This is a genomic window from Pseudooceanicola marinus (genome assembly GCF_002786295.1).
Classification (GTDB): domain Bacteria; phylum Pseudomonadota; class Alphaproteobacteria; order Rhodobacterales; family Rhodobacteraceae; genus Pseudooceanicola; species Pseudooceanicola marinus.
Genome location: NZ_PGTC01000018.1, coordinates 118430 through 144172, shown reverse-complemented (window position 1 = coordinate 144172; position 25743 = coordinate 118430). Strand labels below are relative to the sequence as shown.

General features: G+C 68.5%; 27 protein-coding genes. 5 read left to right on the top strand and 22 right to left on the bottom strand.

The genetic code is table 11. From position 1 onward, the window contains the following. Window positions 1–182 precede the first annotated feature (182 nt). Both CVM50_RS14720 and CVM50_RS14715 read right to left on the bottom strand, forming a co-directional pair. Window positions 183–839, bottom strand: coding sequence for a response regulator transcription factor (locus CVM50_RS14720; RefSeq protein ID WP_085888205.1), 657 nt, complete (start codon window positions 837–839; stop codon window positions 183–185). After that, a complete protein-coding gene (locus CVM50_RS14715; RefSeq protein WP_085888204.1) occupies window positions 836–2317 on the bottom strand; it encodes a cache domain-containing protein in 1482 nt (493 codons plus the stop codon). The genes CVM50_RS14720 and CVM50_RS14715 overlap by 4 nt, the downstream gene beginning before the upstream one ends. Window positions 2318–2636: 319 nt before the next feature. On the opposite strand from CVM50_RS14715, the gene CVM50_RS14710 reads away from it, so the two are divergent. The 3 genes from CVM50_RS14710 (at window position 2637) to CVM50_RS14700 (ending at window position 7075) form a co-directional block, all read left to right on the top strand. Then, window positions 2637–3722: a TRAP transporter substrate-binding protein gene (locus CVM50_RS14710; RefSeq protein ID WP_085888203.1), complete on the top strand. Its 1086-nt coding sequence runs from the start codon at window positions 2637–2639 to the stop codon at window positions 3720–3722. A gap of 88 nt (window positions 3723–3810) precedes the next feature. Continuing rightward, the gene (locus tag CVM50_RS14705; protein WP_085888202.1) at window positions 3811–4704 is read left to right on the top strand and encodes a TRAP transporter small permease subunit; all 894 of its coding nucleotides are present in this window, start codon (window positions 3811–3813) and stop codon (window positions 4702–4704) included. A gap of 13 nt (window positions 4705–4717) precedes the next feature. Then, on the top strand, window positions 4718–7075 hold the full coding sequence (locus CVM50_RS14700; RefSeq protein WP_085888201.1) for a TRAP transporter large permease: 2358 nt from the start codon (window positions 4718–4720) through the stop codon (window positions 7073–7075). Window positions 7076–7144: 69 nt separating this feature from the next. On the opposite strand, the gene CVM50_RS14695 is transcribed toward CVM50_RS14700, so the two are convergent. From CVM50_RS14695 to CVM50_RS14675, 5 genes are all read right to left on the bottom strand, one after another. Continuing rightward, window positions 7145–7588 (bottom strand): DUF1236 domain-containing protein, encoded by a 444-nt coding sequence (locus CVM50_RS14695; protein ID WP_085888200.1) that lies wholly within the window; start codon window positions 7586–7588, stop codon window positions 7145–7147. 299 nt (window positions 7589–7887) lie between these two features. Continuing rightward, window positions 7888–8706 (bottom strand): arginyltransferase, encoded by an 819-nt coding sequence (locus CVM50_RS14690; RefSeq protein ID WP_085888199.1) that lies wholly within the window; start codon window positions 8704–8706, stop codon window positions 7888–7890. Window positions 8707–8951: 245 nt separating this feature from the next. Next, window positions 8952–9395: an RDD family protein gene (locus CVM50_RS14685; RefSeq protein ID WP_085888198.1), complete on the bottom strand. Its 444-nt coding sequence runs from the start codon at window positions 9393–9395 to the stop codon at window positions 8952–8954. Between the two features lie 186 nt (window positions 9396–9581). Next, window positions 9582–10082, bottom strand: a complete 501-nt coding sequence (locus tag CVM50_RS14680) for a DUF2852 domain-containing protein (RefSeq protein ID WP_085888197.1) — start codon at window positions 10080–10082, stop codon at window positions 9582–9584. Between the two features lie 106 nt (window positions 10083–10188). After that, the gene (locus tag CVM50_RS14675) at window positions 10189–10656 is read right to left on the bottom strand and encodes a YbaK/EbsC family protein (RefSeq protein ID WP_085888196.1); all 468 of its coding nucleotides are present in this window, start codon (window positions 10654–10656) and stop codon (window positions 10189–10191) included. A gap of 79 nt (window positions 10657–10735) precedes the next feature. Between CVM50_RS14675 and CVM50_RS14670 the strand changes: the two genes are divergently transcribed. Together CVM50_RS14670 and CVM50_RS14665 are read left to right on the top strand one after the other, a co-directional pair. Continuing rightward, entirely contained in the window at window positions 10736–13570 is a 2835-nt protein-coding gene (locus CVM50_RS14670; protein ID WP_085888544.1) for a bifunctional [glutamine synthetase] adenylyltransferase/[glutamine synthetase]-adenylyl-L-tyrosine phosphorylase, read from the top strand. After that, window positions 13560–13832 carry a hypothetical protein gene (locus CVM50_RS14665; RefSeq protein WP_198431908.1) on the top strand — a complete coding sequence of 91 codons (273 nt, stop codon included), beginning with the start codon at window positions 13560–13562 and terminating at the stop codon, window positions 13830–13832. The genes CVM50_RS14670 and CVM50_RS14665 overlap by 11 nt, the downstream gene beginning before the upstream one ends. A 27-nt stretch (window positions 13833–13859) precedes the next feature. On the opposite strand, the gene CVM50_RS14660 is transcribed toward CVM50_RS14665, so the two are convergent. From CVM50_RS14660 to CVM50_RS14590, 15 genes are all read right to left on the bottom strand, one after another. Continuing rightward, on the bottom strand, window positions 13860–15152 hold the full coding sequence (locus tag CVM50_RS14660; protein ID WP_085888194.1) for a DUF3422 family protein: 1293 nt from the start codon (window positions 15150–15152) through the stop codon (window positions 13860–13862). 68 nt (window positions 15153–15220) lie between these two features. Next, window positions 15221–16264, bottom strand: coding sequence for a hydrogenase expression/formation protein HypE (gene hypE / locus CVM50_RS14655; protein WP_085888192.1), 1044 nt, complete (start codon window positions 16262–16264; stop codon window positions 15221–15223). Window positions 16265–16310: 46 nt separating this feature from the next. Further along, window positions 16311–17453 (bottom strand): hydrogenase formation protein HypD, encoded by a 1143-nt coding sequence (gene hypD / locus CVM50_RS14650; protein ID WP_085888190.1) that lies wholly within the window; start codon window positions 17451–17453, stop codon window positions 16311–16313. After that, entirely contained in the window at window positions 17453–17764 is a 312-nt protein-coding gene (gene hypC / locus CVM50_RS14645; RefSeq protein ID WP_085888188.1) for a HypC/HybG/HupF family hydrogenase formation chaperone, read from the bottom strand. The genes hypD and hypC overlap by 1 nt, the downstream gene beginning before the upstream one ends. Window positions 17765–17767: 3 nt before the next feature. Further along, entirely contained in the window at window positions 17768–19246 is a 1479-nt protein-coding gene (locus CVM50_RS14640) for a sigma-54-dependent transcriptional regulator (protein WP_085888186.1), read from the bottom strand. Continuing rightward, on the bottom strand, window positions 19246–20148 hold the full coding sequence (hypB, locus tag CVM50_RS14635) for a hydrogenase nickel incorporation protein HypB (protein WP_085888184.1): 903 nt from the start codon (window positions 20146–20148) through the stop codon (window positions 19246–19248). The genes CVM50_RS14640 and hypB overlap by 1 nt, the downstream gene beginning before the upstream one ends. 1 nt (window position 20149) lies before the next feature. Next, a complete protein-coding gene (gene hypA / locus CVM50_RS14630; protein WP_085888182.1) occupies window positions 20150–20491 on the bottom strand; it encodes a hydrogenase maturation nickel metallochaperone HypA in 342 nt (113 codons plus the stop codon). Then, on the bottom strand, window positions 20484–21434 hold the full coding sequence (locus CVM50_RS14625) for a hydrogenase expression/formation protein HupK (RefSeq protein WP_232618253.1): 951 nt from the start codon (window positions 21432–21434) through the stop codon (window positions 20484–20486). The genes hypA and CVM50_RS14625 overlap by 8 nt, the downstream gene beginning before the upstream one ends. A gap of 5 nt (window positions 21435–21439) precedes the next feature. Next, window positions 21440–22339, bottom strand: coding sequence for a [NiFe]-hydrogenase assembly chaperone HybE (gene hybE, locus CVM50_RS14620; RefSeq protein ID WP_085888180.1), 900 nt, complete (start codon window positions 22337–22339; stop codon window positions 21440–21442). After that, window positions 22336–23151: a hydrogenase expression/formation protein gene (locus CVM50_RS14615; protein ID WP_085888178.1), complete on the bottom strand. Its 816-nt coding sequence runs from the start codon at window positions 23149–23151 to the stop codon at window positions 22336–22338. Before CVM50_RS14615 ends, hybE begins: the two co-directional genes overlap by 4 nt. A 12-nt stretch (window positions 23152–23163) precedes the next feature. Beyond that, window positions 23164–23574 (bottom strand): thioredoxin domain-containing protein, encoded by a 411-nt coding sequence (locus tag CVM50_RS14610; protein WP_085888176.1) that lies wholly within the window; start codon window positions 23572–23574, stop codon window positions 23164–23166. 4 nt (window positions 23575–23578) lie between these two features. After that, window positions 23579–23899 carry a HypC/HybG/HupF family hydrogenase formation chaperone gene (locus CVM50_RS14605; RefSeq protein WP_085888175.1) on the bottom strand — a complete coding sequence of 107 codons (321 nt, stop codon included), beginning with the start codon at window positions 23897–23899 and terminating at the stop codon, window positions 23579–23581. Between the two features lie 3 nt (window positions 23900–23902). Next, window positions 23903–24511: a HyaD/HybD family hydrogenase maturation endopeptidase gene (locus CVM50_RS14600; RefSeq protein ID WP_085888173.1), complete on the bottom strand. Its 609-nt coding sequence runs from the start codon at window positions 24509–24511 to the stop codon at window positions 23903–23905. A 282-nt stretch (window positions 24512–24793) separates the two neighbouring features. Next, a complete protein-coding gene (gene cybH, locus CVM50_RS14595) occupies window positions 24794–25564 on the bottom strand; it encodes a Ni/Fe-hydrogenase, b-type cytochrome subunit (RefSeq protein WP_085888171.1) in 771 nt (256 codons plus the stop codon). Then, window positions 25561–25740, bottom strand: coding sequence for a hypothetical protein (locus tag CVM50_RS14590; RefSeq protein ID WP_085888169.1), 180 nt, complete (start codon window positions 25738–25740; stop codon window positions 25561–25563). Before CVM50_RS14590 ends, cybH begins: the two co-directional genes overlap by 4 nt. Between the last annotated feature and the right edge of the window lie 3 nt (window positions 25741–25743).

Genomic DNA, 25743 nt, shown 5'->3' with positions numbered 1-25743 from the left:
GATAAAAATGTCGCGGAGGGCCGATTTTATTTCCGAAAGTTGCGCGAAGTGAAGGTGATCTTTGCGCGGGTCGGCTGGCGGGGCCGGGGGCGCTGCCCCTGTCGTCTCTGCGAAGCGACTCCCCCCGGGAGACATCCGGCAAAGAGAAGAGCCGGGGCGGCGCGGCACCCGGCGCCGGGGCCTCAGAACCTCTTGCCCGGGGCCTGCAGCACGCCGTGTTCTATCGCGTAGCGGGTCAACCCGGCGGTGGAGGAGATCCCCAGCTTCTTCTTCAGGTTCTTGCGATGGGTCTCGACCGTGCGCACGGAGATGTCGAGGGCGATGGCGACTTCTTTATTGGATTTGCCCTGGGCCAGTTGCAGCAGGATCGTCTGTTCGCGGTTGGTCAGGTGACCGGCGCCGCGCGGCGGGGCGAGGGAACCCTGGGCGCCGGTGCATAGATAGCGTTCGCCCTGCATCACCATGTCGATCGCCGTCTTGATCTCATCCGTGGGCACGTCCTTCAGGATGTAGCCAAGCGCCCCGTGGTCCAGCGCGGTGGAGATGTATTCGGGGCTGTCGTGCATCGACAGGATCAGGATCTTCAGCCAGGGGTGTTCCTCCAGAAGGATCTCGCAGGCGGTCAGCCCGCCCATCTCGGGCATGTTGAGATCCAGCAGGATCACGTCGGGCCGGACGTCCTCCACCGCGTCGATGATCGCCCGGCCGTTGCGATAGGTGCCCACCACGGCGATGTCGGGAAAACTGTCGAGGATCGCCTCGATTCCCTCGGCCACCATGGGATGGTCGTCGACGATGGCGACGCGGATCATCTGCGGTGTCTCGGGCGTGTCGGTCATGCGGTGTCCTTTGTTGCGTCGGGCGATTGGGGGCGCGTCGGCCGGTCCTGGCCGTCGAGATCGGGGGAGGCGGCGTCGATCACCTTGGACAGGGGCACGGTGACCTCGATCCGGGTGCCGTGGTCCGGGCCGGACCGCTGGCCGCTGATATGCAGGGTGCCGCCCATCTGGTCGACCCGTTCCTGCATGTTGCGCAGGCCCATGCCGCGCGCTTCGTCGGCGTGATGCGGCAGGCCGTGACCATTGTCGTAGATCTTCAGCGTGGCGCCCGATCGGTGGCCGCGCAGGTCCATTTCCACCCGGGTCGCGCCGGAATGGCGTTCGACATTGGTCAGCGCCTCCTGCGCGATGCGGTAGAGGCCGATCTTGGCATCATTGTGCAGCCGGTTTCGGAAGACGACGGTGGTGAACTCGGTCTCGATGCCGGTGCGGGCGCCGAAATCCTCCACCAGGGCCTTCAGCGCGGGGCCGAGGCCCAGATCGTCCAGCACCCCGGGGCGCAGGTCGCGGGAGATCCGGCGCACCTCCTGGATGGCGCCGGAAAGGCCGTCCATGCCCCGGTCCAGCTGCTCGCCGGCCCGCGCGTCCCCGGCATCGAGCCGGCGCCGCGCGGCGTCGAGGGCGTATTTCACCCCGACGAGGAGCTGCGAGATACCGTCGTGCAATTCCCGCGCGACCCGGCCGCGTTCCTCTTCCTGGGCGTCGAAGACCCGCTGGGTCAGCGCTGTCAGCTTGGCGTCCGCCAGGCGGCGTTCGCGGATGTTGATCAAGAGGCCGGAGGCAAATACCAGTACCAGCGCGGCCGCCGTGATCGCGCCGATATAAAGGAAGGTGCGCTGCACCCTTGCCTCCACATCGGCCCGGGCGGCGGCTGTGGTGGCCAGCACGTCGTCGATGAAGACGCCGGTGCCCATGGCCCATTTCCACGAATGCAACGCCGTCACGTAGGAGACCATCAGCGCCTCTTCCCCGGTGTCGGGCTTGGGCCAGAGGTGGGTGACATAGCCGGTGCCCTCGCGCGCGGTCTCGATGAACTCGCGCACCACATACTTGCCGTTGCCGTCGCGCAGGTCCCACCAGTTTTCGCCGATCATGTCGGTCTGGCGTGGGGAGACGAGGTTGGTGCCGTCGTAGTCGTAGACGAAGAAGAAGCCCTCGTTGCCATAGATCATCGCCGACAGGATCTGCTTCACCGTTTCCTGTGCCGACAGGTCGTCGGGCCCGGCCATGCCGTAGACCCGGTTCAGCCCATTACGCGCCTGGTCGACGTAGTTGCGCAGCTCCGCCTGCTTGGCCAGGATCATCTGTCGTTCCAGCGCCGCGATCTCCCGTTCCGCCAGTTCGCGTGACTGGGCCTGCACCAGGATCGAGATCGCGGCCACCGCCAGGATCAGGGGCAGGGTGGCCAGAAGGAAGAGCTTCTTGCCGTAGGTCAGGCTGATGCGGGACAGAAGGGACCGGGTGGCAGGGCGGGGCATATGTCGGGTCGGGGACCTTTCGGGCGCGGCGGCCGCAAAGGCCGGTGTTGGGGCGGCGCACGCGGCACAGGGCAGGGCCGCCAGGTGATTCCTCTCCCCCAGGTTACTGGGCATTCATCCCACAAATAGCGGCGCGGAGGGGCAAGAAAAACCGTGTGACGTGGCGCTCACGCCCGCGTGTTCGGGTATTTTCTGCAAAGAATGCGGGCGAACTACGTAATCTTTGGTATTTCGCGGTTTCGGGGCTGCGACTAGGGTCCACTGCACTGAGGACGTCTCTCCGGGAGGGAGAGGCGGGGACACATGGGGAGGAGCCCAAATGGATCGTCGTTCTTTTCTGAAAACTTCCGCCATCGGCGGGGGGGCTGCCGCAGCCGCATCGCTGGCCGCACCAGCCGTCGCGCAGGGTCAAGTCAAGCTGACCATGGTGACGACCTGGCCGCGCGGCCTGGCGGGCGTCTGGGACTCGGTTGAGCGTTTCGTCAACAACGTCAACGAGATGTCGGGCGGCTCCATGGTCGTCGAGGCAAAGGCCGCCGGCGAGCTGGTGGGGGCACTGGAGGTGTTCGACGCCGTGACCGCAGGCCAGGCCGACATGTACCACGGCGCGGATTACTATTTCGTCGGTCAGCATCCCGCCTGGGCCTATTTCACCACTGTGCCCTTCGGCATGACCGCCCCGGAAATGATGACTTGGTACTATGCCAACGGTGGCATGGCGCTGCATCACCAGCTGGGTGAAATCTTCGGCCTAAAATCCTTCCTGGCCGGTCAGACCGCGGCCCAGGGCGGCGGCTGGTTCCGCAGCCCGATCACCTCTGCCGACGACTTCAAGGGGCTGAAGTTCCGCATGCCGGGCCTCGGTGGCCAGGCGCTGTCAACCCTGGGCGCCTCCGTGCAGGTGCTGCCGGGCGGCGAGATCTACCAGGCGCTGTCCACCGGCGCGCTGGACGGGACCGAGTGGATCGGCCCGTGGTCGGACGAGAAGCTGGGCCTGCAGGAAGTCTGCAAGAACTACTATCCGGCTGGTTTCCACGAGCCGGGCGCCGCGCTCTCCGTGGCCTGCAACCTTTCCGTCTTCGAGGGCCTGACCCCGGAACAGCAGAAGATCATCGAAGTGGCCGCGGCGGAAGCGCATCAGCACAACTACGCGCTCTTCATCGCCAACAACGGCCCGGCGCTGGATCGTCTGCGATCGACCGGCATCCAGGTGCAGGAATTCCCCGACGACGTCTGGGACGCCTACGGGTCGGCCTCGAAAGAGGTGCTGGACGGCTTCATGGATGATGAGATCTTCGCCGAGATCCGCAACTCCGCCGAAGCGTCGATGGCCTCGGCCTCTGGCTGGATGAGCGTGTCGGACAGCGCCTACACCGCGCAGCGGAACCGCGTCCTGGGCGGCTGATCGGCGCCGTTGGCAACATGATCCGGGCTGCGCACCGATATCGGTGCGCAGCCTTTCCTGACAAAGAATATCGAGGTGGGGGGACAGGATGCTCGACGGGCTCATCTGGTTCGTGACGCAGATCGGTCTTGGCTTTTACCACATTGCCCTTGCGGTGACCCAACCGGGGCTGTGGCTGGACTGGTCTGACAAGGAAGCGCTGATCCGCTTCATCTATTACGGCGGCTCGGTCGAACTGTTCTTCGCCGTCTTCGACATCTTCCTGCTGGTGACGCTGGCCGGTCTGCTTTACCGGCCCTTCATGTGGGGCTGCGTGCGGGTGCTGGAAGGCTTCGGCAATGCCGTGGGCCGTACCGCCGCCTGGGCCGGCCTGATCATGGTGGCGCAGCAGATCCTGATCGTCTTCCTGCAATCCATCTTCCGGCTGGGCGAGATCACCATCGCGCCGCTCGGCATCGGGTTCACCCAGTCGGTGGGCTGGTACGCCGAGGGGCTGAAGCTGTGGAACGCCGCCGTGGTCGCGCTTTGCGTGGCCTATGCCTTCGTGCAGGGCAGCCATGTGCGAGTCGATCTGGTCTATGCCGCCATCGGCCACCGTGCCAAGCGCGCCGTGGACATGTTCGGCGCGCTCTTCTTCATGATCCCCGTGGCGGTGCTGACCTGGATGTATTCCTGGTTCTTCCTCTGGCGCCACCTGATCACGCCCAAGGTTTCGGCCAGTGACCAGCTGGAGATGATGCTGCGCAAATCCCGGATCGTGAAATGGAACGTGGAAACCATCGGCTTCAGCCCCGACGGCTTCAACGCCTACTTCCTCTTCAAGATCCTCATCCTGTGCTTCGTCGCCCTGGTCTTCGTCCAGGCGGTGGCCTTCTTCTACCGCTCCTACCTGGAGTTCGTCGAAGGCGAGGAAAGCGCGGGCAAATACCTGGATCTCGACACGCTCGGGTCCGGAGAAGAAGCCTACGAAGGCACGCACTGAGGGAACCTGACACATGCTTTTCGGACTTGATGGGGTCGAGATCGGCCTTCTGATTGTATTCCTGAGCCTTTTCGCGGGCATCCTCTCGGGTTTTCCGGTGGCTTTCGCGATCCCCGGTGCGGGCCTCTTCGCCTTCACCATCATCGCCTACCTCGATGCCAGCGGCATCCTGATCCACCAGGCCATCGACACCGGCAGCGACGCCTACCGGGCGCTGACGGCCTCGGGGGTGCATCCCGACATGATCTCGCATTTCCGATACCCGGAATTGCCGACCGTCGGCGTGCCGGTCTTCGAGCGCGGTTGGGAAACCGCGATGGACCGCAACATCAGCTTCATCGTGAACCGGATGAACGAACGGGTCTTCGCCGGCCAGTCGATCGAGACGCTGCTGGCGGTGTTGATGTTCGTGATGATGGGGATCACCCTGGAACGCTCGAAGATCGCCAATGATCTGCTGACCACCATGGCGCGCGTCTTCGGGCCGCTGCCGGGCGGCCTGGCCGTGTCGGTGGTCGTCGTCGGCGCCTTCCTGGCGGCCTCCACCGGCATCGTCGGTGCCACCGTGGTGACCATGGGCCTTCTGTCGCTGCCCACCATGCTGCGCAACGGCTATTCGCCGGAGCTGTCCACCGGTGTGATCGCGGCGAGCGGAACGCTGGGTCAGATCATTCCGCCGTCGATCGTGCTGGTCCTTCTGGGCACGCTCTCGGGCGATCTCTACTCCGCCGCGCAGGAAGCACGGGCGCAAAGCTTCGGCTGTACCGATGCGCTGACCTACCTGGGCCGTCCGGCCGTGGTCTCGGTTGGCACGCTGTTCCAGGCGGCGATGCTGCCGGGGATCCTGCTCGCGGGCCTCTATGCAGGCTATGCCTTCCTCTATGCGCTGGTGCGGCCGCAGAACGCCCCGGCGGTGCATTCGGGCGAGCATACCCAGCACGCCATCATCACCCGGCAGGAGGCGCTGACCTGGTTCTTCGTCGTCCCTGCCATCCTGATCGTCGGCACCGTGGTGCTGTCCCAGGTGGGCGTCGTCGGCAGCCAGGACCTGGCGGTGTCGAACTTCGCCCAGGGCGGCGAGGGCGCGATCCTGCGCACCAATGTCTCCGAGACCTGCCAGGCCGCGATGATCGAGCTGCACGGTCAGGCCAAGTGGGACCTCGCCGTCGCCCAGCAGGAGGCCATCATGGCCGCCGGCGGGCTGGAAGAGGGGCATGAGCTGAGCGCCGAGGAGATCACCGCGGCGATTGCCGCCAAGGCGGCCAGCGCGGCGCCGATCGGCACCGGCATTGCCACGATCATCGTGCTTCTGGGGCTGGTTCTGGCCACCGCGCGGGGCGTACGTCCCGCCGATGATGGGCGTCCGCTGGTCATTGGGGCCACGGCGCTGGCGGTGATCGCGCTTCTGGACGTGTTGTTCATCCATCCCGCCATGTCGGCCGGGGCAACCCTGCTGATCATCGCGATCCCGCTGGTCGTCGCGCTCTGGGCCTGCAAACATGCCGCGTCGCGGCTGGCCTCGAACGAGCTGACCCGCGTGATCTTCCCGCCGCTGGTGCTGATCGTCGCGGTGCTGGGCTCGATCCTGGGAGGCATCACCAACCCGACGCCGGCGGCGGCCCTGGGCGCGGGCGGGGCCATCCTGCTGGCGGCCTACCGCAAGTTGAAGGAAGAGGGGCGCGATCCCTGGATCATCATCTGGTCCACCTTTGCGCTGATCGCCCTGGTCCTGCTGGGCGCCAACTTCGACCTGCGGATCACCCAGGCCGAGGTCGCGGTGGAGGGCTACCTGGCCTATCTCGCCGCCGCCGTCTGCTTCATGTTCGCCTGCTTCGGCCTGATCTATTCCGGCTGGGTCCTGCTGCGCACCTCGGTGCTGGGCAAGATCGTGCGGGAAACGGCGAAGGTGACCTCGATGGTCTTCACCATCCTGGTGGGGTCCCAGCTGCTGAACCTGGTGGTTATCTCCTTCGGCGGCGAACACTACATCCAGCAGTTCCTGAAGAGCTTCGACAGCGAGTTCCAGGTCTTCCTGATCGTGATGCTGGTGCTCTTCGTGCTGGGCTTCGTCCTGGACTTCCTGGAGATCATCTACATCGTCATCCCGATCGTGGGGCCGGTCATCTACGGCGGCACTTTCGATCCCAAGTGGGTGACGATCATGATCGCGGTGAACCTGCAGACGTCTTTCCTGACGCCGCCCTTCGGCTTCGCGCTGTTCTACCTGCGCGGGGTGGCCCCGGCGAGTGTCACCACCGGTCATATCTACCGCGGGATCGTGCCCTTCGTGCTGATCCAGGTGGTGGGCTTGGCGCTGCTGTGGTTCGTGCCGGGCATCGTGACCATCGTGCCGGACCTGATCGGCAACTGATCGACAGGCCAGACCGGAAACGGCCCGGGCAAGGCCCGGGCCGTTCTGCGTTCTACCATTGCGACCGGATCAGCGCACGATCGTGATCACCTCACGGGTCTGCGGATCGACGATCACCGGCGCCTGGTCCGTGTAGACATAGGCGAACTGGCTCTCGGGCACCGGCGTCAGGGTCACGGTGTCGGGCACGACATAGCCCGCGACGACATCGCCCTGCATCGGCGAGACGCGCACCGGGTTCTGCTGCACGTAGGTGACCGTCTTGGTGTCGGGCGTCAGCTGGTTGCCTGCCGTGGCGCCGATGGCGCCGCCGACGATGGCCCCGACCGGGCCGCCTGCGATGGCACCTGCGGTGGCGCCGGCGACCAGACCGGAACGCGCGTTGTCCTCGACCTGGTCAGAGTTGTCGACCGAGTAGGTCGAGGTGGTCGTGGTTGTCGCGGTCTGGGCGGCGACGCCCCCGGCGATCAGCGTGGAACCGGCGGCGGCGGCAAGGATGGCTTTCTTGAACATGGCGTGTCCTTTCCATTGAAGGCCCTGGGGGCCGATTTAATGCCGGGGCGCCTGTAGCGAGAGGGCGGCGCCCCGGCGTCGGTGACAGGACAACGGCGGGACATGGCGAGCGGGTCCGGCGCCGGGGGCGGCGGGGCCGAACGGGCGGGAAATCGCCGCAGGACGGGGCTGGACGCAGGGGAAGCACTGGCGAAAAGCCGCAGGTTCCGGCGCGGTGGTCGGGCCCCGGGCAGGATGGCGGTATTTGGCAGCTAGAGGCAGCCCGTATCGGCGGGAAATGTGCACGCCGGCGGCTGGCGTCAGCGCAGCGGGCCGCGGGTGTCGGGCAGGGTGATGTTGGCCACCTGCTCGGCGATCGGGTCGGATTTCAGCGGATGGGTGGTGCTGTCGTAGTCCGACGGCTGGCGCATCCGCTGCCAGGTGCCGTTGTGATACAGTTCCAGCCCCGAGAACTTGCACTTGTAGCCCATCTTGGGGGAGCCGGGCACCCAGTAGCCCAGGTAGACGTAAGGCAGGCCGGCCTGGCGGGCGATCTCGATATGATCGAGGATCAGGTAGGTGCCCAAAGAGCGCCGCTCCATCGTCGGGTCGTAGAAGGAATAGACCATCGACACCCCGTCATCGAGGACATCGGTCAGCCCGGCGGCGCGCAGCCCGCCGTCCGCGTCGACATATTCCACCACGCGCGACCGGATCGGGGTTTCCTCGATCATCGCGGCGAACTCGAAGACATCCATGTCGGCCATGCCGCCATCGGCATGGCGGCTGTCGAGGTAGCGCCGGAAGAGGGCATATTGCTCCTCCGTGGCCCAGGGGGAGGTCGCGCGCCGCTCGATGTCGGCATTGCGCTTGATCACCCGGCGCTGGCTCTTCGACGGGGTGAAGGCCGAGACGTCGATCCGCGCCGACAGGCAGGCGGCGCAATCGGCGCAGGAGGGCCGGTAAAGCACGTTCTGCGACCGGCGGAAGCCCTGTTTCGACAGGGTGTTGTTCAGCTGCTCCGCCGTTTCGCCCTGCAGCGAAGTGAACAGCTTCCGCTCCATCCGGCCCTCAAGGTAGGGGCAGGGCTGGGGGGCCGTCACGTAGAACTGGGGGGCAAGCGGAAGCGAATGGCGCATGGGTCGGAACTGTGTCGGCTGTCGGGACGGTCTTTCGGTGGCAACGGGGATCGCCCGGATCTTCTGGCGGGGCGCGGGAAGTCCGGCGGGGTGGTCAGTCGGCGGCGGCGCCGCGGGCGAGTGCACCCGGGCGCCGTCTGATTTGCCGAGACGATAGCAACGAAGGTCGCCCCCGCCAAGCCCCTCGCGTTGCGCCGCATCGGTGCAGGCGAGGACCGGCGGGTGGACGCCTCAGGGCTGGGGCTTCAGCGGCGGGGGCTGTTCACCGCGGTGGTGTTCAGCACCATGTCGGTCAGACCCTGACCAAAGGGGGTGACGCACATCATGATCACCGAGATCAGCTGCAAGGGCGAGATCGCCAGCGACACGGTGTAGCCCAGCACGTGCAGCAGGGCGTCCTGGCCCGAGAGCAGCTCGCCGTCGAGGGTGCGGAACTCGATCCCGAAGAGGCGCATGCCCCAGGTGGCCGAGCCGGAGGCGATTGTGAAGAGCCGGTAGAAGAACCCCACCAGCAGCACCATGGCCGGGAAGAAGAACAGCGACAGGAAGGCGGTGAAGGGGATCGTCAGCGCCGCCAGGAACAGGATCAGGGCCATGTCGACCAGCCAGGCCAGGCCGCGCTTGACCGCGACGCCTTGGTAGGGGGCGGGCGAAAGGTCCGGATCGGGCAGGGGGTAGGCGGGGGTCATCGGGGTCTCCGTGAAGGGGCGCGCGGGGTTACACTGGCCCCGGCGCGGCAGTGCCGCAAGGGGCTGGGCGCTGCGGGCGCATCGGATCGTGGGGCTGTGGCGGGAAAAGCGGGCGGCAGGGGAACCCATGCCGCCTCGGTCGGGGACGGGCGGCCGGCCCCCGCGGGGGCCGGGCCGGGGCCGGGATCAGACCTCGGCGTAGGGCTTGGGCGCCTGGTTGTCGTCGCCCGAGCGGGCCACGGCGTCGCGTTCGGCACGGGCGCGGTCGGCGCGTTCATCCATGAACTCGTCGAACTCGGCCTTGTCCTTGGCGGCCCGCAGGCGTTCCAGGAAGGCTTCGAACTGTTCCTGCTCGTCTTCCAGACGGCGCAGGGTCTCTTCCTTGTAGGCGTCGAAGGCGCTGTTGCCCGAGGGGCGCATCGCGGCGTAGCCCGAACGGCGCATCGCCTGCATGTGGCCCTGGATGTCACGGGCGCGGCTGTTGCGGCAGGATTTTCCGAACATTTGTTTTCCCCAGATCATGTAGAACAGGATGGCGAGGCCGATCGGCCAGAAGAAGATGAAGCCCAGGACCATCGCGGCGATCCAAGCCCCTTTTCCCTTGCTGTCGAGCCAGTCCTCGGTGCGGCCCAGCCAACTGCGCCGTTGCGGCGCATCGTGACGGGGCGAATAGGTGGCGGTGGTCATTGGTGTCTCCTCGTGGATGGATGTGAACGTCTTTCACATTGCATAGATTGGCATCCCGGAGGCCCCGCGCAAGCCCCTATGTGAAACTATTTTACATTATCCTGGATCACTCAGTGAAATCAGCCTCTTGCGCGCCCGTCAGCCGGGGAAGAATATGCGCGTCCATGGCAAAGACATGGCGTGGCGTGCCCGCGGCGGCCCAGATTCGGTTGAACTCCAGCAGGCGCGGGTCCAGGTAGGCGCGGATCGGGTTGAGGTGCCCGATGGGGCTGACACCGCCGATGGCAAAGCCCGTCTGCGCACGGATCAGCGCGGCGTCCGCCTTGCCCAGCGGTTCCCCGGCCACGGCGCTGGCCTTCGCCGCATCGACCCTGTTGCTGCCCGCGGTCAGGAACAGGATTGCCTCGCCGCTTTCTTCTCCGCGAAAGATGATCGACTTGGCGATCTGATCCAGCGCGCAACCGGCTGCGTCGGCGGCCTGCTGGGCGGTGCGGGTCTCGCCCAGGTCCTGGATGTCGGTGTCGATCCCGGCCTCTTCAAGGGCGCGCGTCACGCGTTTCAGGCTCTTGCTCATGCTCGTCTCCTTCTGCGGCGCGAGGATGCCGCGCCTGTCGGGGATTGACCAGAGCCGCGCCGCGCCGCACCTTCCGGCCATGAACGACATCCTCACGATCACCCGCTGTCCCCGTCCCTTCGATCCAGACAAGGGCGCCGAAGTGCGCGCGCTGTTTCCGGAGGTCGACAGCCGGATGGCGGAGCTTCTGGAGGGCACGGGCGGCAGTTCGCCCTACCTGGCCGGGCTGATGGCCAAGGAGGCCGACTGGCTGCGCGGCGCGCTGGAGGCCCCGCGCGCGGCGCTTTCGGCCGAAGGTGCGCGGCTGCAGGGGCTCGACCCGCTGGATCCGTCGCTGGGGTCGGAACTGCGCCGGGGCAAGCGGCGCATGGCGCTGATCGTGGCGCTGGCGGACCTGTCGGGGGCCTGGCGGCTGGAGGAGGTGACCGGCGCGCTGACCGATTTCGGCGATCTTTCCGCGGGCGTGGCCCTGCGCGCGGGGCTGGCGAGCGAACTGAAGCGGAAGAAACTGCCGGAGATGACCGAGGCCGACCTCGATACCGGCTGTGGCATCACGCTGCTGGCAATGGGCAAGATGGGCGCGGGGGAGCTGAACTACTCCTCCGACATCGACCTCATCGCGCTCTACGACGAGGATCGGTTCGAGGATCACCGCGAGGCGCGCCCGGCGCTGATCCGGGCGGTGCGCAAGATGTCGTCCCTGCTGAGCGAGATCACCGGCGAGGGCTATGTTTTCCGCACCGACCTGCGGCTGCGCCCCGACCCGTCGGTCACCCCGGTCTGCGTCGGGATGGAGGCGGCGGAAAATTACTACGAAAGCGTCGGGCGGACCTGGGAACGGGCGGCCTACATCAAGGCCCGCGCCTGTGCGGGCGATGTGGACCGGGGGGAGCAGTTCATCGCGACGCTGCGCCCCTTTGTCTGGCGGCGGCATCTCGATTACGCGGCCATCCAGGACGCCCACGCGGTGCGCCTGGCGATCCGCGACAGCAAGGGTTACCACGGGCCGCTCTGCCTGCCCGGGCACGACATGAAGCTGGGGCGCGGCGGCATCCGCGAGATCGAGTTCTTCGCCCAGTTCCACCAGCTGATCGCGGGCGGGCGCGACCCCTCGCTGCGCATCCGGGCCACGGTGCCGGCGCTGGATCGGCTGGCGGTGACCGGCTGGCTGCCCTCGGACCTGGCGACCGAGCTGGCCGATCACTACCGCGCGCATCGCGAGGTGGAACACCGCGTGCAGATGATCAACGATGCCCAGACCCACAAGCTGCCCGGCAAGGGGGAGGGGCTGGCCCGCCTCGCCGCCCTGATGGGGCGTGACGAGGCCGAGCTGCGCGCCGACCTGAGCCGGCGGCTGGAGGCGGTGCATGAGGCCACCGAGGCCTTCTTTGCGCCCGACCCCGCTGCCCCGCTGCCGCCCACAGACGGGCCGGAGGCTGAGGAAGAGGGCTTTGATGATGCCGTGCTGGACCGCTGGCACCACTACCCGGCGCTGGCCTCGACCCGCGCGCGGGAAATCTTCTCGCGCCTGCGTCCGCAGCTTCTGGCCGGGCTCCGGCGGGCGGCGAAACCCGACGAGGCCTTGCAGGCCTTCGACGGTTTCCTGAAGGGGCTGCCGGCGGGAGTTCAGCTGTTCTCGCTCTTCGAGGCCAACCCCCAGCTGGTGGACCTGATCTGCGACATCGCGGGCACGGTGCCGGACCTCGCGCTCTACCTCAGCCGCAACTCGGGCGTTTTCGACGCGGTGATCGGCGGCGGCTTCTTCGAACCCTGGCCCGGGGTGCAGGCCCTGTCGGTGGAACTGGCCGAGGTTCTGGCGCATGAGGCCGATTACGAGACGCGGCTGGATGCGGCGCGCCGCTGGGCCAAGGAATGGCACTTCCGCATCGGCGTGCATCACCTGCGCGGGCTGATCGCCCCCGAAGAGGCCGGCGCCGAATATGCCGGGCTGGCCGAGGCCGTGCTGCAGGGCGTCTGGCCTGTGGTCCAGGAGGAGTTCGCCCGCCGCCATGGCCCCGCCCCGGGACGCGGGGCGGTTGTCATGGGCATGGGTTCGCTCGGGGCGGGGCGCCTCAACGCGCGCTCGGATCTGGACTTGATCGTGATCTATGATGCCGACGGGCAGGACAGCTCCGAAGGGCGTCGCCCGCTGCCGGCCCGCGTCTACTACTCCCGCCTGACCCAGGCGCTGGTCACGGCGCTGTCGGCACCCATGGCGCAGGGGCGGCTATACGAGGTGGACATGCGGCTGCGCCCCTCGGGCAACCAGGGGCCCGTGGCCACCTCCTGGCCGGCCTACCGCAGCTACCAGACCGAAAGCGCCTGGACCTGGGAACACCTGGCCCTGACGCGGGCGCGGGTGATCGCGGGGCCCGCGGCGCTGGCGGCGGATGTCATGGCCTTCCGCGCCGGGATCGTGTCGCAGGGACGCGATAAGGGGGCGGTTCTGCGCGAGGTGGCCGAGATGCGCCGGCGCATTCTGGTGGCCAAGGGGGCCGGCGCCCCCTGGGAGGTGAAGGTCGGCTGGGGTCGCAACCAGGAGATCGAGCTGATGGCACAGGCCGGTGGGCTGATCGCGGGGGATCCCGAAGGCTGGATCGCCGACGGGCTGCAGCTGGCGGTCGGCAGCGGCTGGATGCGGGAGGAGGAACGGGCGCACCTGTCCGACACCTACCGCCTGTTGTGGAGCATCGGTCAGGTCGGCAAGCTGCTGAGCGATCATCGCCTCGACCCGGCGACGATCGGCGAAGGCGGGCGGGCTCTGCTGCTGCGCGATACCTGCGCCGAGAGCATGGAGGCGCTGGATGCACGGTTCGAGGCGGCCACGCAGCGGGCGGGGGAGATGATTTCCCAGGTGCTGGAGCGCGAGGCCGCGCCGCCGCAGGCGCCGGAGGAGGAGAGTGATGAAAGGTGATGCGTTGGACCCCAAGGCCCTGATCCGCGAAGCCTACCGCATGGAGCACGTGGGCCAGGTGGAATGCCGTTCGATCCTCATGGACTGGGCGCTGAGCCTGCCCGATGGCACCGATCAGCGCGCGGCGCTTGAGGCGTTGCTGGCCCGCCATGGGGCCGGGGCAGAGGGGCATCCGATGACGGAGCTGTTGCAGGAAGGGCTGGCGCGGCTGGCCTCCACGGGCCGTCGCGGCGGCTGGCGCGGGTGCCGCGCCAAGCCCTGAGCCCCGGGCCGGGGCTGGTGAGCGTGGTCAGTGCAGCGAATTGCGGATCCGGCGCAGGGCCAGCCAGGTCAGCAGCACCACCACCGGCGTCAGCAGGGCCGCAAGGGTCGTCTTTCCCAGGCCCGTGTAGCTTTCCAGCGGGGCCGCGACATAAAGCGCCAGCGACGTGGCGTAGTAGGAGATCGCCACCACCGATAGCCCCTCGACCGTGTGCTGCAGACGCAGCGCCTCGTCCGAGCGGCGGTCCATCGACAGCAGAAGTTCACGGTTCTGCCGCGACAGCTCCACCTCGACCCGGGTGCGCAGCAGCTCTCCCGCGCGCCCGGCGCGTTCGGTCAGCTGGGCCAGGCGGCGGTCGGTGGCCTCGACCGTGCGCATGGCCGGGTCGAACCGGCGCATCATGAATTCGCCGAAGGTCTGTCGGCCCTCGAACCGCGCCTCGCGCAGGACCTGGATGCGGGCGTTGACGATACGTTCATAGGCCTGGGTGGCCGAAAAGCGGAAACTGGCGCGTGCGTGCAGCTGTTCCAGGGTCGCGGCGCTGTCCAGGAGGGCCTGCAGCGTGGCCTGGGCGTCGCTGTCGGGCAGGCCGATGCCGGCGATCTGGGACGACAGCCGCGCCTCGGCCTGGGCCAGATCCGGCCCCATCTCTCGCGCGCGGATCAACCCCAGCATGGCCATGGCCCGGTAGGCCTCGATCTCGCACAGGCGTTGCAGGATGCGCCCCGTCCGGCCCGGGCCGGTGCCGGGGCGGATGAAGACCGAAAACCGCATGTCGCCCCCGGGATCGGGGTGGAAATCCCCGGCGATCACCGCCTGGTCGTCGATCACCCGCGCCACGGCCAGGCTGTCGCCGCTTTGCCCTGCGGCCAGGGCGTCGCGCACCTGCTGGTCGTCCGTCACCTCGGTCACACGGAAGCGGGCGGAGGCGATACGCGCACCGACTGCCTCGGCCAGTATGCGCGCGGCTAGGTCGCTGACGTCACGCTCCTCCGCGCCCCAGATCAGGTAGGTCACCACCTCCGTATGGCTTTCCCATTTCAGGGTCAGCGGCCCAAGCCGGCCGGACCAATGGGTGGCTCCCTCCGCCGGCGGGCTTTGGCAGCCGCCACGGATCAGCCCGTCCAGCTGGGCCCGTTCCGCCGCGTGGTCGCGATCGCTGCGGCGCAGCGGGCGCAGGGCGACGAACCAGGCGAAGCTGCCCGGCGGGATCGCCGGGAAGGGACGGGCGTGCAACTCGTCCACCGTGGCGGCGCGCAGCGGATGGTCGACCGCGCGCGGGGCGTCGGCGGAGGCGGAAGCAGGGGGCGTTTCGGTCATCGGTCAGGTCCAGTCGGAACGGCGGGAAGCCGGAGGGAGAGAGGAGGCGACGCGGCACGCGCGGACCCTCAGCATATACGCGGAAGCTGCTCTCCCACCAGCATGTCGACGATGCGCTGCCCGCCGAAGGCCGTGCGCATGGTCACAGGCACCGAGCCGCGCGGTCCGGCCCGACCGACAATCGTTGCGTCCCGTCCCGCCGGGGTGGCGCGCATCGCCGCCAGCGCGGCCTCGGCCTCGGCCTCCGGCACGAAAAGCACCAGTGTCCCCTCGTTGGCGAGGTAGAGCGGGTCCAGCCCTAGGATCTCGCACAGGCCCTTCACCTCCGTGCGCAGGGGCAGGGCGGCCTCATCCAGCTCGACCGTGACGCCTGCCGCCTCGGCCATCTCGTTCAGGGTGGACGCCAGTCCGCCCCGGGTGGCGTCGCGGGCCGCGTGGGTGCCCGGCGCAGCGGCCAGCACCGCCTCCATCAGGTGGGTGAGGGACTGGCAGTCGCTTTCCAGCGGGGTCGACAGCGCCAGGTCGCCGCGCGCGGCCAGGATGGTGGCGCCGTGATCGCCCAGCACCCCGTTGACCAGCGCCACGTCGCCGTCGCGGATCTGCGCCGCGCCCAGGTCACGGCCCGCCGGGATCACCCCCACGCCCGAGGTGGTGATGAACACCCCGTCGCCTGATCCGCGCCCCACGACCTTGGTGTCGCCGGTGACGATGCGCACGCCCGCCGCTTCCGCCTCCCGCACCATGGAGGCGACGATGCGGCGCAGCAGGGCGATCTCGGTGCCCTCCTCGATGATGAAGGCCGCCGACAGCCACAGCGGCCGGGCGCCGCCGACCGCCAGGTCGTTGACCGTGCCGCAGACCGCCAGCTTGCCGATGTCGCCGCCGGGAAACTCCAGCGGCGTGACGACGAAACTGTCGGTGGTGAAGGCCAGCCGCGCGCCGGGCGTGGCCAGGGCCGCGTCGGTCAGCCGCGCCTGATCCTCATCCCCCTCGGGGCGGAAGACGTCGGTGAAGACCTCCTCGATCAGGTCGCGCATGGCGCGGCCGCCGCCGCCGTGGGACAGGGTGACATGGGTGTCGCGAAGGCGGGACGGTTTCGTAGCGGCGTTCATCACGGATCCTCTGGAGCGTCGGGTCTGGGTCGAAAAGGGGCGGCGGTCACTCGGCGGCGACGCGGGCCCCGCCGTAGGTCCAGTAAGCAGCGCAGGCCCCTTCGGAGCTGACCATCAGCGCGCCCAGCGGTGTGTCGGGGGTGCAGCCGCGCCCGAACTGCGGGCAGGCCGTGGGTTTCATCCGTCCGGTCATCACCTGGCCGCAGGCACAGCCCTCGGGGTCTGGGACCTGGGCCCGGCCCTGCGGCGCGCCATAGCCCACCTGGAACCGCGCCTCCGCGTCGAAGGCGCGGAAGGCCTCGCGCATGCGCAGCCCGCTGGCGTCGATCTCGCCCAGCCCGCGCCATTCGAAACTGGGGCGTGGTTCATAGACTGCCTCGATCGCGGCCAGCGAGACGGGGTTGCCATGCTCGGGCACGACCCGGGCATACTGGTTCTCGATCTCGGCGCGGCCTTCGCGGATCTGCTCCAGCACCATCAGCACCGATTGCAGCAGGTCCAGCGGCTCGAACCCCGCCACCACCAACGGCTTGCCGTAGTCGCGAGCAATGAAGTCGTAGGGGTGCGTTCCGATCACCATCGACACGTGGCCAGGCCCGACGAAGCCGTCCAGCAGCATGTGCGGATCATCCAGCAGCGCCTTCAGCGGCGGCGGCACGGTGATGTGGTTCACGAAGACGCAGAAGTTGGTCAGCCCCTCCGCCGCCGCCTGCTGCACCGACAGCGCGGTGGAGGGCGTGGTCGTCTCGAACCCGAGGCCGAAGAAGATCACCTCCCGGTCCGGGTGGCGGCGAGCCAGTTCCAGCGCATCCAGCGGCGAATAGACCGTGCGCACGTCCGCCCCCTGTGCCTTGGCCTGCAGCAGGGACCGCGAGGTGCCGGGCACCCGCATGGCATCGCCGAAGGTGGTGAAGATCACGCCGGGCCGTTCGGCCAGGGTCACGGCCTCGTCCACGCGCGAGCGGGGCAGAACGCAGACCGGGCAGCCGGGGCCGTGGATAAACTCGATCCCCTCGTGCACCAGCTTGTCCAGCCCGTAGCGGAAGATCGAATGGGTATGGCCGCCGCAGATCTCCATGATGCGGATCGGCGCGGCGCGGCTGGCGCCCAGGGCCTCGGCGCTGCGGCCGATGGCCTTCAGCAGGGCGCGGGCCTGCGTGGGGTCGCGGAATTCCTCGACATAGCGCATCAGACGGCTCCTTCGGCGGGGGCGGGAGATGCGGCCAGGGCGCGGTCGCCCTCGGCCATCTGGTCCAGCGCCTCCTGCGCCTCGCCCAGCTCGCGCAGCGCCTCCAGGGTGGCGGCGGCTTCGGCCTCGTCGATGATGGCCATGGCAAAGCCCACGTGGATCAGCACCCATTCCCCGACCAGCCGGTGCAGGGGGCGGTCGGCGACGGGGGCCAGGCTGACCTCACGCCGCACGCCGGAAATCTCGGCCAGGCCCATCTGCCGGGCGGGGTCGGAAATGGCTATGATCTGGCCCGGAATACCAAGACACATCGGCTAGTCCTCCTCGGATGACACGGACGCATGGGGTTCGATCCCGTAGCGGTCCAGCTTGGCGCGCAGGCCGACGCGGGACAGGCCCAGCTCGGCGGCGGCGCGCGACTTGTTCCAGCGCAGCCGGGTCAGGGTCTCGCCCAGGATGCGCATCTCCATGATCTCCACCCGTTCCTTCAGCGTGCCGTCCAGCTGGCTGAAGTCCGGGGCGGCCTGGGGCGCGCCCTCGCGCGGGTCGCGGGCCTGCAGGATCGGGCGCGAGATCAGGTCGGCGCCCAAGGTGACATCCTGCGCCAGGATCAGCATCCGCGTCACCTCGTTGCGCAGCTCGGGCAGGTTGCCGGGCCAGTCGTAGCCTTCGAGGAAGGCGGCCGCATCGGGGGCAAACCCGCGTGCGGGCTTGCCATGCTCCTGCGCCGCCTCGTGCAGGAAGCGTTCGGCCAGCAGCACGATGTCGTCGGTGCGCGCCCGCAGGGGCGGCAGGGTCAGCTCGGTGACCTGCAGCGCGTAGTAGAGGTCGCTGCGGAACCGCCCTTCGGCAACCATGGTGCGCAGGTCGCGGTGGCTGCCGGCCAGGATGCGGGCGTTGGTGGTCAGCGTCTCATGCGCGCCGTAGGGCTGGAAAGCGCCCTCGGTCACCACGCGCCACAGCGCCATCTGCATGGCGGGCGACAGGGTGTCGATCCCATTGAGGAAGACCGTGCCGCGCACCGCCTTCTGCAGCAGGCCGGTGCGGGTCTGCGGGCTGCCCGGCAGGGCGCCACGTCGGGCGCCGAACAGCTCTGCCGCCAGCACCTCGTCGCCAAGGCCTGCGCAGTTCAGCTCGAAGAAGGGCCGTTCGGCCCGCAGGGAGCCGTAGTGGATCGCGCGGGCCAGCTCCGTCTTGCCGGTGCCCGGCTCGCCGGTGATCAATACCGGCACGTCGAAGCTGGCGAAATGCCGGGCGCGGGCGATGGTGGCGTTCAGGGGCGAGTTCGGCCCGCGTAGCACCTTGTCGAAGCCCAGCCCGGCCTGCAGGATCTGGCGCCGTTCCTCGGTCCGCGCGGCGGCGGCCGTGCCGAGATAGCGCATCTCCAGCGTCATGCGTTCATGATCGCGCGCCAGTTCGAACAGCCGCGCCGCATTGTTGACGGCCATCAGTAACTGGTCGGGATGCCAGGGCTTGGTGATGAACTGGTAGATGCCGGCCTGGTTGATCGCGTCGATCATGTCGCCGCTTTCGGTGTAGCCGGTGACGATGATGCGCACCGTGTCGGGCCAGCGGTCGCGCACCCGGGTCAGAAGGCCCACGCCCGTTTCGCCCGGCATCCGCTGGTCCGAGATCACCACATGCACCCAGTGCTGTTCCATCTGCGCCCAGGCCTCCTCGGCGCTGGTCGCCTCCAGGACGGTGAAATCATCCTCCAGCGCCATCCGCATGGCGGCGACGGAATGCGGTTCGTCATCGACGACCAGCACGGTGGGCAGTTGCGCCTCGGCCATCACTCGGCCGCCATGCGGATGCGTTTTGCCGCTGCCTCGCTGCGCAGCCAAGCGATCCAGCGGTCCAGCCCCTCGCCGGTGCGGGCGGAGACGCGGATGACCTCGATCACCGGGTTCACGCGGCGCAGGTTGGCCTCGTAGAGATCCAGGTCGACGTCGCAATGGGGGGCCAGGTCGGTCTTGTTCAGCAGGGCCAGGCGCGAGGCGGTGAACATGTCGGGATATTTCAGCGGCTTGTCCTCGCCCTCGGTGACCGACAGGATCGCCACCTTGGCGTCCTCGCCCAGGTCGAAGGCCGCCGGGCAGACCAGGTTGCCGACGTTCTCGATGAACAGCGTGCTGTCGGGGGCCAGGCCGAGGTGCTCCATCGCGTGGCCCACCATGTGCCCGTCCAGGTGACAGCCCTTGCCGGTGTTGACCTGCACCGCCGGGGCGCCGGTGGCGCGGATGCGGTCGGCGTCGTTGGTGGTCTGCTGATCGCCCTCGATCACCGCGACGGGGCCCGCGTCCGGCGCCGCCTGCATGGCGCGGATCGTGGCACACAGCAGCGTGGTCTTTCCCGACCCGGGGGAGGAGACGAGGTTGACGGCATAGGCGCCCAGCTCGGCCAGGCGAGCACGGTTGCGGGCCGCATGGGCATCGTTCTGGCTGAGGATGCCGGTCTCGATCTCGATCAGCCGCTCCTGCGACATGCCGGCCACCTCGGTGCCTGCAGGCCCCTGGCCGAAATGCAGATCGCCCGCGGCGCCGTGGTGATGGTGCCCGTGATGATGGTGCGCATGGTCGTGGGAATGCCCGTGGTCATGCGTGTGTGCATGGCCATGATCGTGCCCATGCCCATGCCCATGATCGTGGGAATGACCGGCGACGCTGGCGTCGCCACAACCGCAAACAGTGCACATATCAGAGCACCTCCATGTCCTTGATCTGCATTTGATCGCCGCCCTGGGGCAGCAGCTTGCCGCCGCCGCAGCGCGGGCAGGGCGACAGGCGTTCGGGGATCTCGACCTCTTCCATGCAGTCGTAGCACAGCGCCTTTCCGGGCAGGTCGATCATCACGAGGTCCGCGCCCTCGGCCTTGGAGCCGCGCATCACGACCTCCCAGGCGAAGGACAGGGCGGCCTTCTCCACGCCGGCGAACTGGCCAATTTCCAGCCGGACCCGGGTGACGCGGGTCACGTCGGGACGGTTCGCGGCCCTATCCACCACGCGGCGGATCCCTTCGCACAGCGCCATCTCATGCATCGGAGGCCTCCTCTGCAGGGGCGGCGTCGCGGACGGGGTCGGGGTGCGGAATGGGAGACCCATCGGTCGCTTCCAGTTGGACCGGGGTACAGGGATCGAGGATATCCAGCAGCAGCGGCGCGCGGTCTTCGGCGCCGCCGGGCAGGCTGGCCAGGGCCCGGTCCGCCACACCGCCCGGCGCCAGCAGGGAGCAGGTGGGCGTGATGCGTTCAAACTCCGTCACGATCCCCTCCTTCTGGGCAATACGGATGGCATAGGCGCCCCGTGTCGCGGGAACGATGGCCGTGCCGGGGGCGGGGCAGTGGATCGCGGGCAGGGCGCAGCGCAGCGCGCTTTCCGTATCGTAGGCCCGGCCCAGGGCGCGCCACAAGGGGCCTCGCCCCAGGACTTCCAGCGCTGCCATGGCGGGGCGTGTCGCGTGGCGTGCTGCCGGGCCATTGTCGACGCCGCGATCCCAGGCATTCGCCGTCGAGGCCAGGGGCAGGCTGTCGGCCACACCGTGGCCCGGGCCGAAGGCGGCGTCGATGCCGGCCAGGACCGGCGCGATGCCCCGGCCGGACCCCAGGAAGGCGGTCATGTCGGCCGGACGCGTCGGCAGACGACCCGCCGAGCCGAAAAGAGACAGGGCGATCCAGTCCGGTGGCGCGTGCAGGATGTCCAGGTCGCGCGGGGTCAGGCCCAGCAGGCGGGGCCAGGACTGGAGAAACTTCAGCAGGTTGTCGCGCAGCATGTCCTCGGCGATGCCGCGCAGCGCCGGCGGCACCCTGGTCGCGTCGAGGCGCCCCAGGGCGCCCTGAACCGCGGCGGTCTGGGCGTTGCGGCACAGGGAGAAGATCCGGGGCAGCAGGGCCTCAACCTCCTCCACGCGCTTGCCGATCACCAACCGCGCCACCGGCAACGTTGGGGCGCGTCGCAGGCGCAGGCCTGAGGGTGGAGCGACCATGGCGTTCATCTGTCCGTATCCGCCGTGCCGTCCGATGGGGCGGTTTCAGGCGCGTCGGACGGGGCAGGGGCCGCCTCCGCCAGCCCCGCGGTCAGCACCGCGCGGCGGCTGGGGCGGTCGGTGAGGATCGGGATGGGGGGGGCCTCGGGGCCGTCCGTCCCGGATTCGTCACTTGCCGCTGCCTCCAGCTCTGCCTCGCGGGCGGCGCGGATGTCGGCGCTTCGGTCGGTTTCGGCGCGGTTGGCCGCGTCGAAGATCGCGATCATCACCGCACGAGCCACGTCGGTTGCGTCCTTCTGGCGGGTGAAGTCGCCCATGGGAGAGAACAGCGAACAGGCCTTGTAGCTGCCGATGGCAGGGCGGGTGTTGTGCAGGAATTCGTAATCGCCCGAGGGGAAGGAGATCACCTCCTTCTCACCCGGCACAAGGTCCCAGCTGTCGCCGTCGGGCAGGAGCACCAGGTTCATGAACCATGGCGAGACCAGCACGCCCAGGATCTGCCCCTGCCAGGCACGAAAGCCCACGGCTTCCACCTGCAGCGACTTGTTGACCAGCGGCACGTCCCGCATCTTGGCATGCCAGACCTCGGTGAAATCATCGACCAGCCGTGCGGTCACGGCGGCGATGCGAGCGGCCTCGCGCATCTCGGCGGCGCCGGGATCCTCCAGCACCATGAACTGTTCGGCGGGGGCCGAGCAGGTCGGGCAGGTCCAGTCCTCGGGCAGGGCCGAAAACGGCGTGCCGGGGTCCACCTGGCGGCTGTCGTCGCCGTCTGCCGGGTCGTAGGGGGTCCAGCAGACCTTGCATTCCATGATCGCCTGGTCGGAAATCTTGTCCTGCGCGCCGAGGTAGGAGCCTTCGAAGGTCGCGACCGGCGCGGCGGGGGCGTGGCCTGCGGCACTCATCGGATCGCCTCCCGAACTTCGCGCAGCCGCTCGGCGCTGTCCGACAGGTCCTCGCCTGCGGCCAGGGCGACCTCGGGCATCGGGGTGATCTCGTAGGTGTCGAGGATCAGCTGATCGGTGGAGTTGTAGAACTGCACATGCCAGCAGCGCGGCAGGGCGGTGGCGGTGACGCGGCAGTTGCCATAGCCACGCGACAGAATGTCGACGGAGCCTTCGCCCAGGCGCGCGGTGAGCCAGGCCAGGTCCTCTTCGGTATGGGGCAGCAGCGACAGGTTGATGACGTGATGCGCGACGTCCCGGTTGGCGGCGTGATCCTGCAACTCGATCAGCAGGGCGGGGGCATTGACCACGCCGGGCCCGGGGGTGTCGCCGGTGGCGGGGCGGTAGGGCTCGGCGGCCCGGTCGATGGCCGCGGCGGGCACCTGGGCCACCTCGACCAGGTCGACGCCCGCGCCGGTCAGTGACCAGACCCCGGCAAAGACGCTTTCCTGCACGCGGATCGCCGGGATGCCGCGGATCTTCATAGCCACCTCGCCTTCGCCCAGGGTCTCTGCCATCACGGCGCGGGCCGGGCCCTCCATCGTCGACAGGTCGAACCGTTCCGGCGCGCCGCCGGCGGCCACCCGGTCGCAGGCGGCGGCCAGGGCGTCCAGCATCGCCAGCGCTGCCGCCGGGGCCTCCTCGACCTCGGGCAGATGCGCGGAATAGGTGCGCATGTCCTGCGGCATCGGCAGGTATTCAAGTTCCTCGCCATCCTCGGAGGTCTGAGAGCCGGGGCCGTAGCCCGTGGGGGGCATGTGGAAGTTCTGCATCTTGGCCTCTCCTCAGGCGGCGGGGGTCGGGACGGCGGGGGCCTCGGCGGCGGGACGGGCGGCCAGGAAGCGCGGGATGCGCGCCATGTAATCGTCCCAGTCGCGCACCCGGGCGATACCGCCCAGGCAGATCCCGTCGCGGAAGAAGATCAGCGAGGGCGTCTTCAGCACGCCGGTCTCGTTGCGCAGCTCCCGCTCGATCCCGTCGCCCACGACGCAGACGACGAAGGCCCGCTGAAAGGTCATGTGCAGCTCGGGCAGGATCACCGCGACGTCGGGCGTTTCCAGGTTGCGCGCGGCGTCCCCGGGGACGAAGGCCACCTGGACCCCGGGCCGGTCGCGCCAGGCGTCGAAGGCGACGCGATCGTCGAACGCAGGAAAGCCGAACTCCTCGGTCAGGCGCGTCACGAGAGGGTGGGTCATCGGATCATCCTTCGGTTCGGCCGCTGGCCTGGGCTGCGGCAAGATGCGGGGGAAGCTGCGGCGTGCGGGCGTCGAGATCGGCGAAGGCGTCGCCGCCGGTGCCGCCGGCCATGATGTCGCGCAGGCCCTGCAGCGCATCGAGGATCAGCAGCGCCTCCGCCTCGGGCAGGACCGCGCGGGCGGTGCCGAGGAAGGTCAGCACCCAGGTGCCCCGGGGCAGCGGGCCGGTCAGCGACAGGTCGATCAGCACCTCGCGGTTGCCATCGGCGGCGGTCGCGGCGATGCCGTCGCAGTCGAGGATCTGCATGGGGATGCCGACGCACATGGTTCAGCCCTCCGCCGGGAAGAACCGGGCGTCGCCGGTGCGGCAGGCTTCCGTCTCCGAGGGGCGGTTGCCCTCGTAGTTCTCGCGCCGCAGTGAGGCATCGGCCAGGTCGTCCGTGCGGGTCTGGCCCGCGCTGGCGTGGTGGCCGCGGGCGGCCAGCCAGTCGCGGGCGATGGCGATGGCGTCGGGGATGCGCTCGGCGGTGGCGGGGCGCAGGCCGCCGCCGTAATCCTCCAGCTCGACCGGCTGACAGCCGATCAGCACGATCTCGGCCGGGCAGCAGCCCATGAGCTGTGCCGTGGCGATCACGTCCTGGAACCCGGTCTGGTGCAGCGACATCTTCTTGGCGCCCATGAAGGCGGGCACCTCGTCGCCTTCGACGACCTTCATCGTGCCGGGTGCCAGGCCGTAGTCGACCGCGTCGAAGACGACCATGGCGTCGACCTCTTCGAGGAAGGGCAGCAGGTAGAGCCCCTGCGTGCCGCCGTCGAGGATCTGCACCTCGGGTCCGTAGGACAGCGTGCGGGCGAGCTCCTCGACGCAGCGCACGCCAAATCCTTCGTCCGCCCAGAGCACGTTGCCGATGCCGAGGATCAGGGCCTTGCCTGTCATGTGATGCGCCTCCGCTGGTCTTCGACGGGGCTCCTCTTCCCCGTGGGTGTGGGGCCAATCTAGGCCTGGTGCGACCATCTGGACAGGGAAATGCCGGTCTGGTCGTGGAGGAGGTAAGGATCTGAAAGTATTTATTAAATCTTTCTTTTTTGAGTCCGCTGCGCTGTTGATGGTGGTCACTATCTTTCCACTTGCCGCCTCGCGTGGAAAGTTTTTGTCGCCAATGAAAATGGCGGCCCCCGCAGGGACCGCCATCCACTTTCCACCCGACTCACGAAACGGTCACTCCGGTGCGTCGTCCTTGAAGGTGCGGTGGCCCGAGATCATGGTCGAGACCATGGACTGACGCGACATGATGTCTTCGCGGATGGCCGCGTAGATGTGGATCATCATGAAAACCAGGATCGCGTACATGCCCAGGTGATGCAGCGAGTGCAGGACCTGGCTGTTGCCGATCCAGTCGCGCAGAGGCCCGAAGATCGCGTCAAGCCAGCTGCCCTGACCGACCCCTTCGGCATAAAGGGCAAAGCCCGTCACGATCATGAAGGTCAGGCCCACGGTCATGAATAAGAACATGGCGATCTGCGCCAGCGGGTTGTGCCCGATGTACTTCTTCGGGGTCTTCTCGATGAAGGCGTACCACTTCATCTCGTGCCAGATCTCCTGCCACCAGCTCTTGCGGGCCAGGGGCAGGTAGAACATCTGCTGCGCGTGGTGATTGCCGACGAAGGCCCAGTAGATGCGCCCGAAGAAGCCCACGGTCATGATCATCGCTGCGGCGAAATGGGCAAAGCGGATGTAGCCGAAGACGAACTGATGCGTCGCCTCGCCGATCTGCATAGAGGGCGGTGGCGAGCCGATGAACCAGCCGGTGCCGATCAGCACCAGGATGGCGGCGGCGTTGACCCAGTGCCACAGACGCACCGGCCACTCGTAGACATAGATCGAGGTCTGGCGGGTGACGTGGTGCTGGCCCGTGTAACCGGCGTCGGCTGTGCCGAGGGGCGGGCGGCTATCCGCAGGTTGCCCGGAAGAGCCTGCCGCGCCGGTCATTTCCGCGCCCTCCGCAGCACCAGCAGCGACACCACGGCGACCGCGGCCAGCACCAGGACGGGCCAGGCGTGGGCCGCGGCATGATCGGAGACCGGGCCGTGCAGCCCGTGGGCCAGGGCCACCCCGGGCAGGGGGGCCAGGGCGCCTGCGGCGATCAGGATTGCAAGACGTGTCATGAG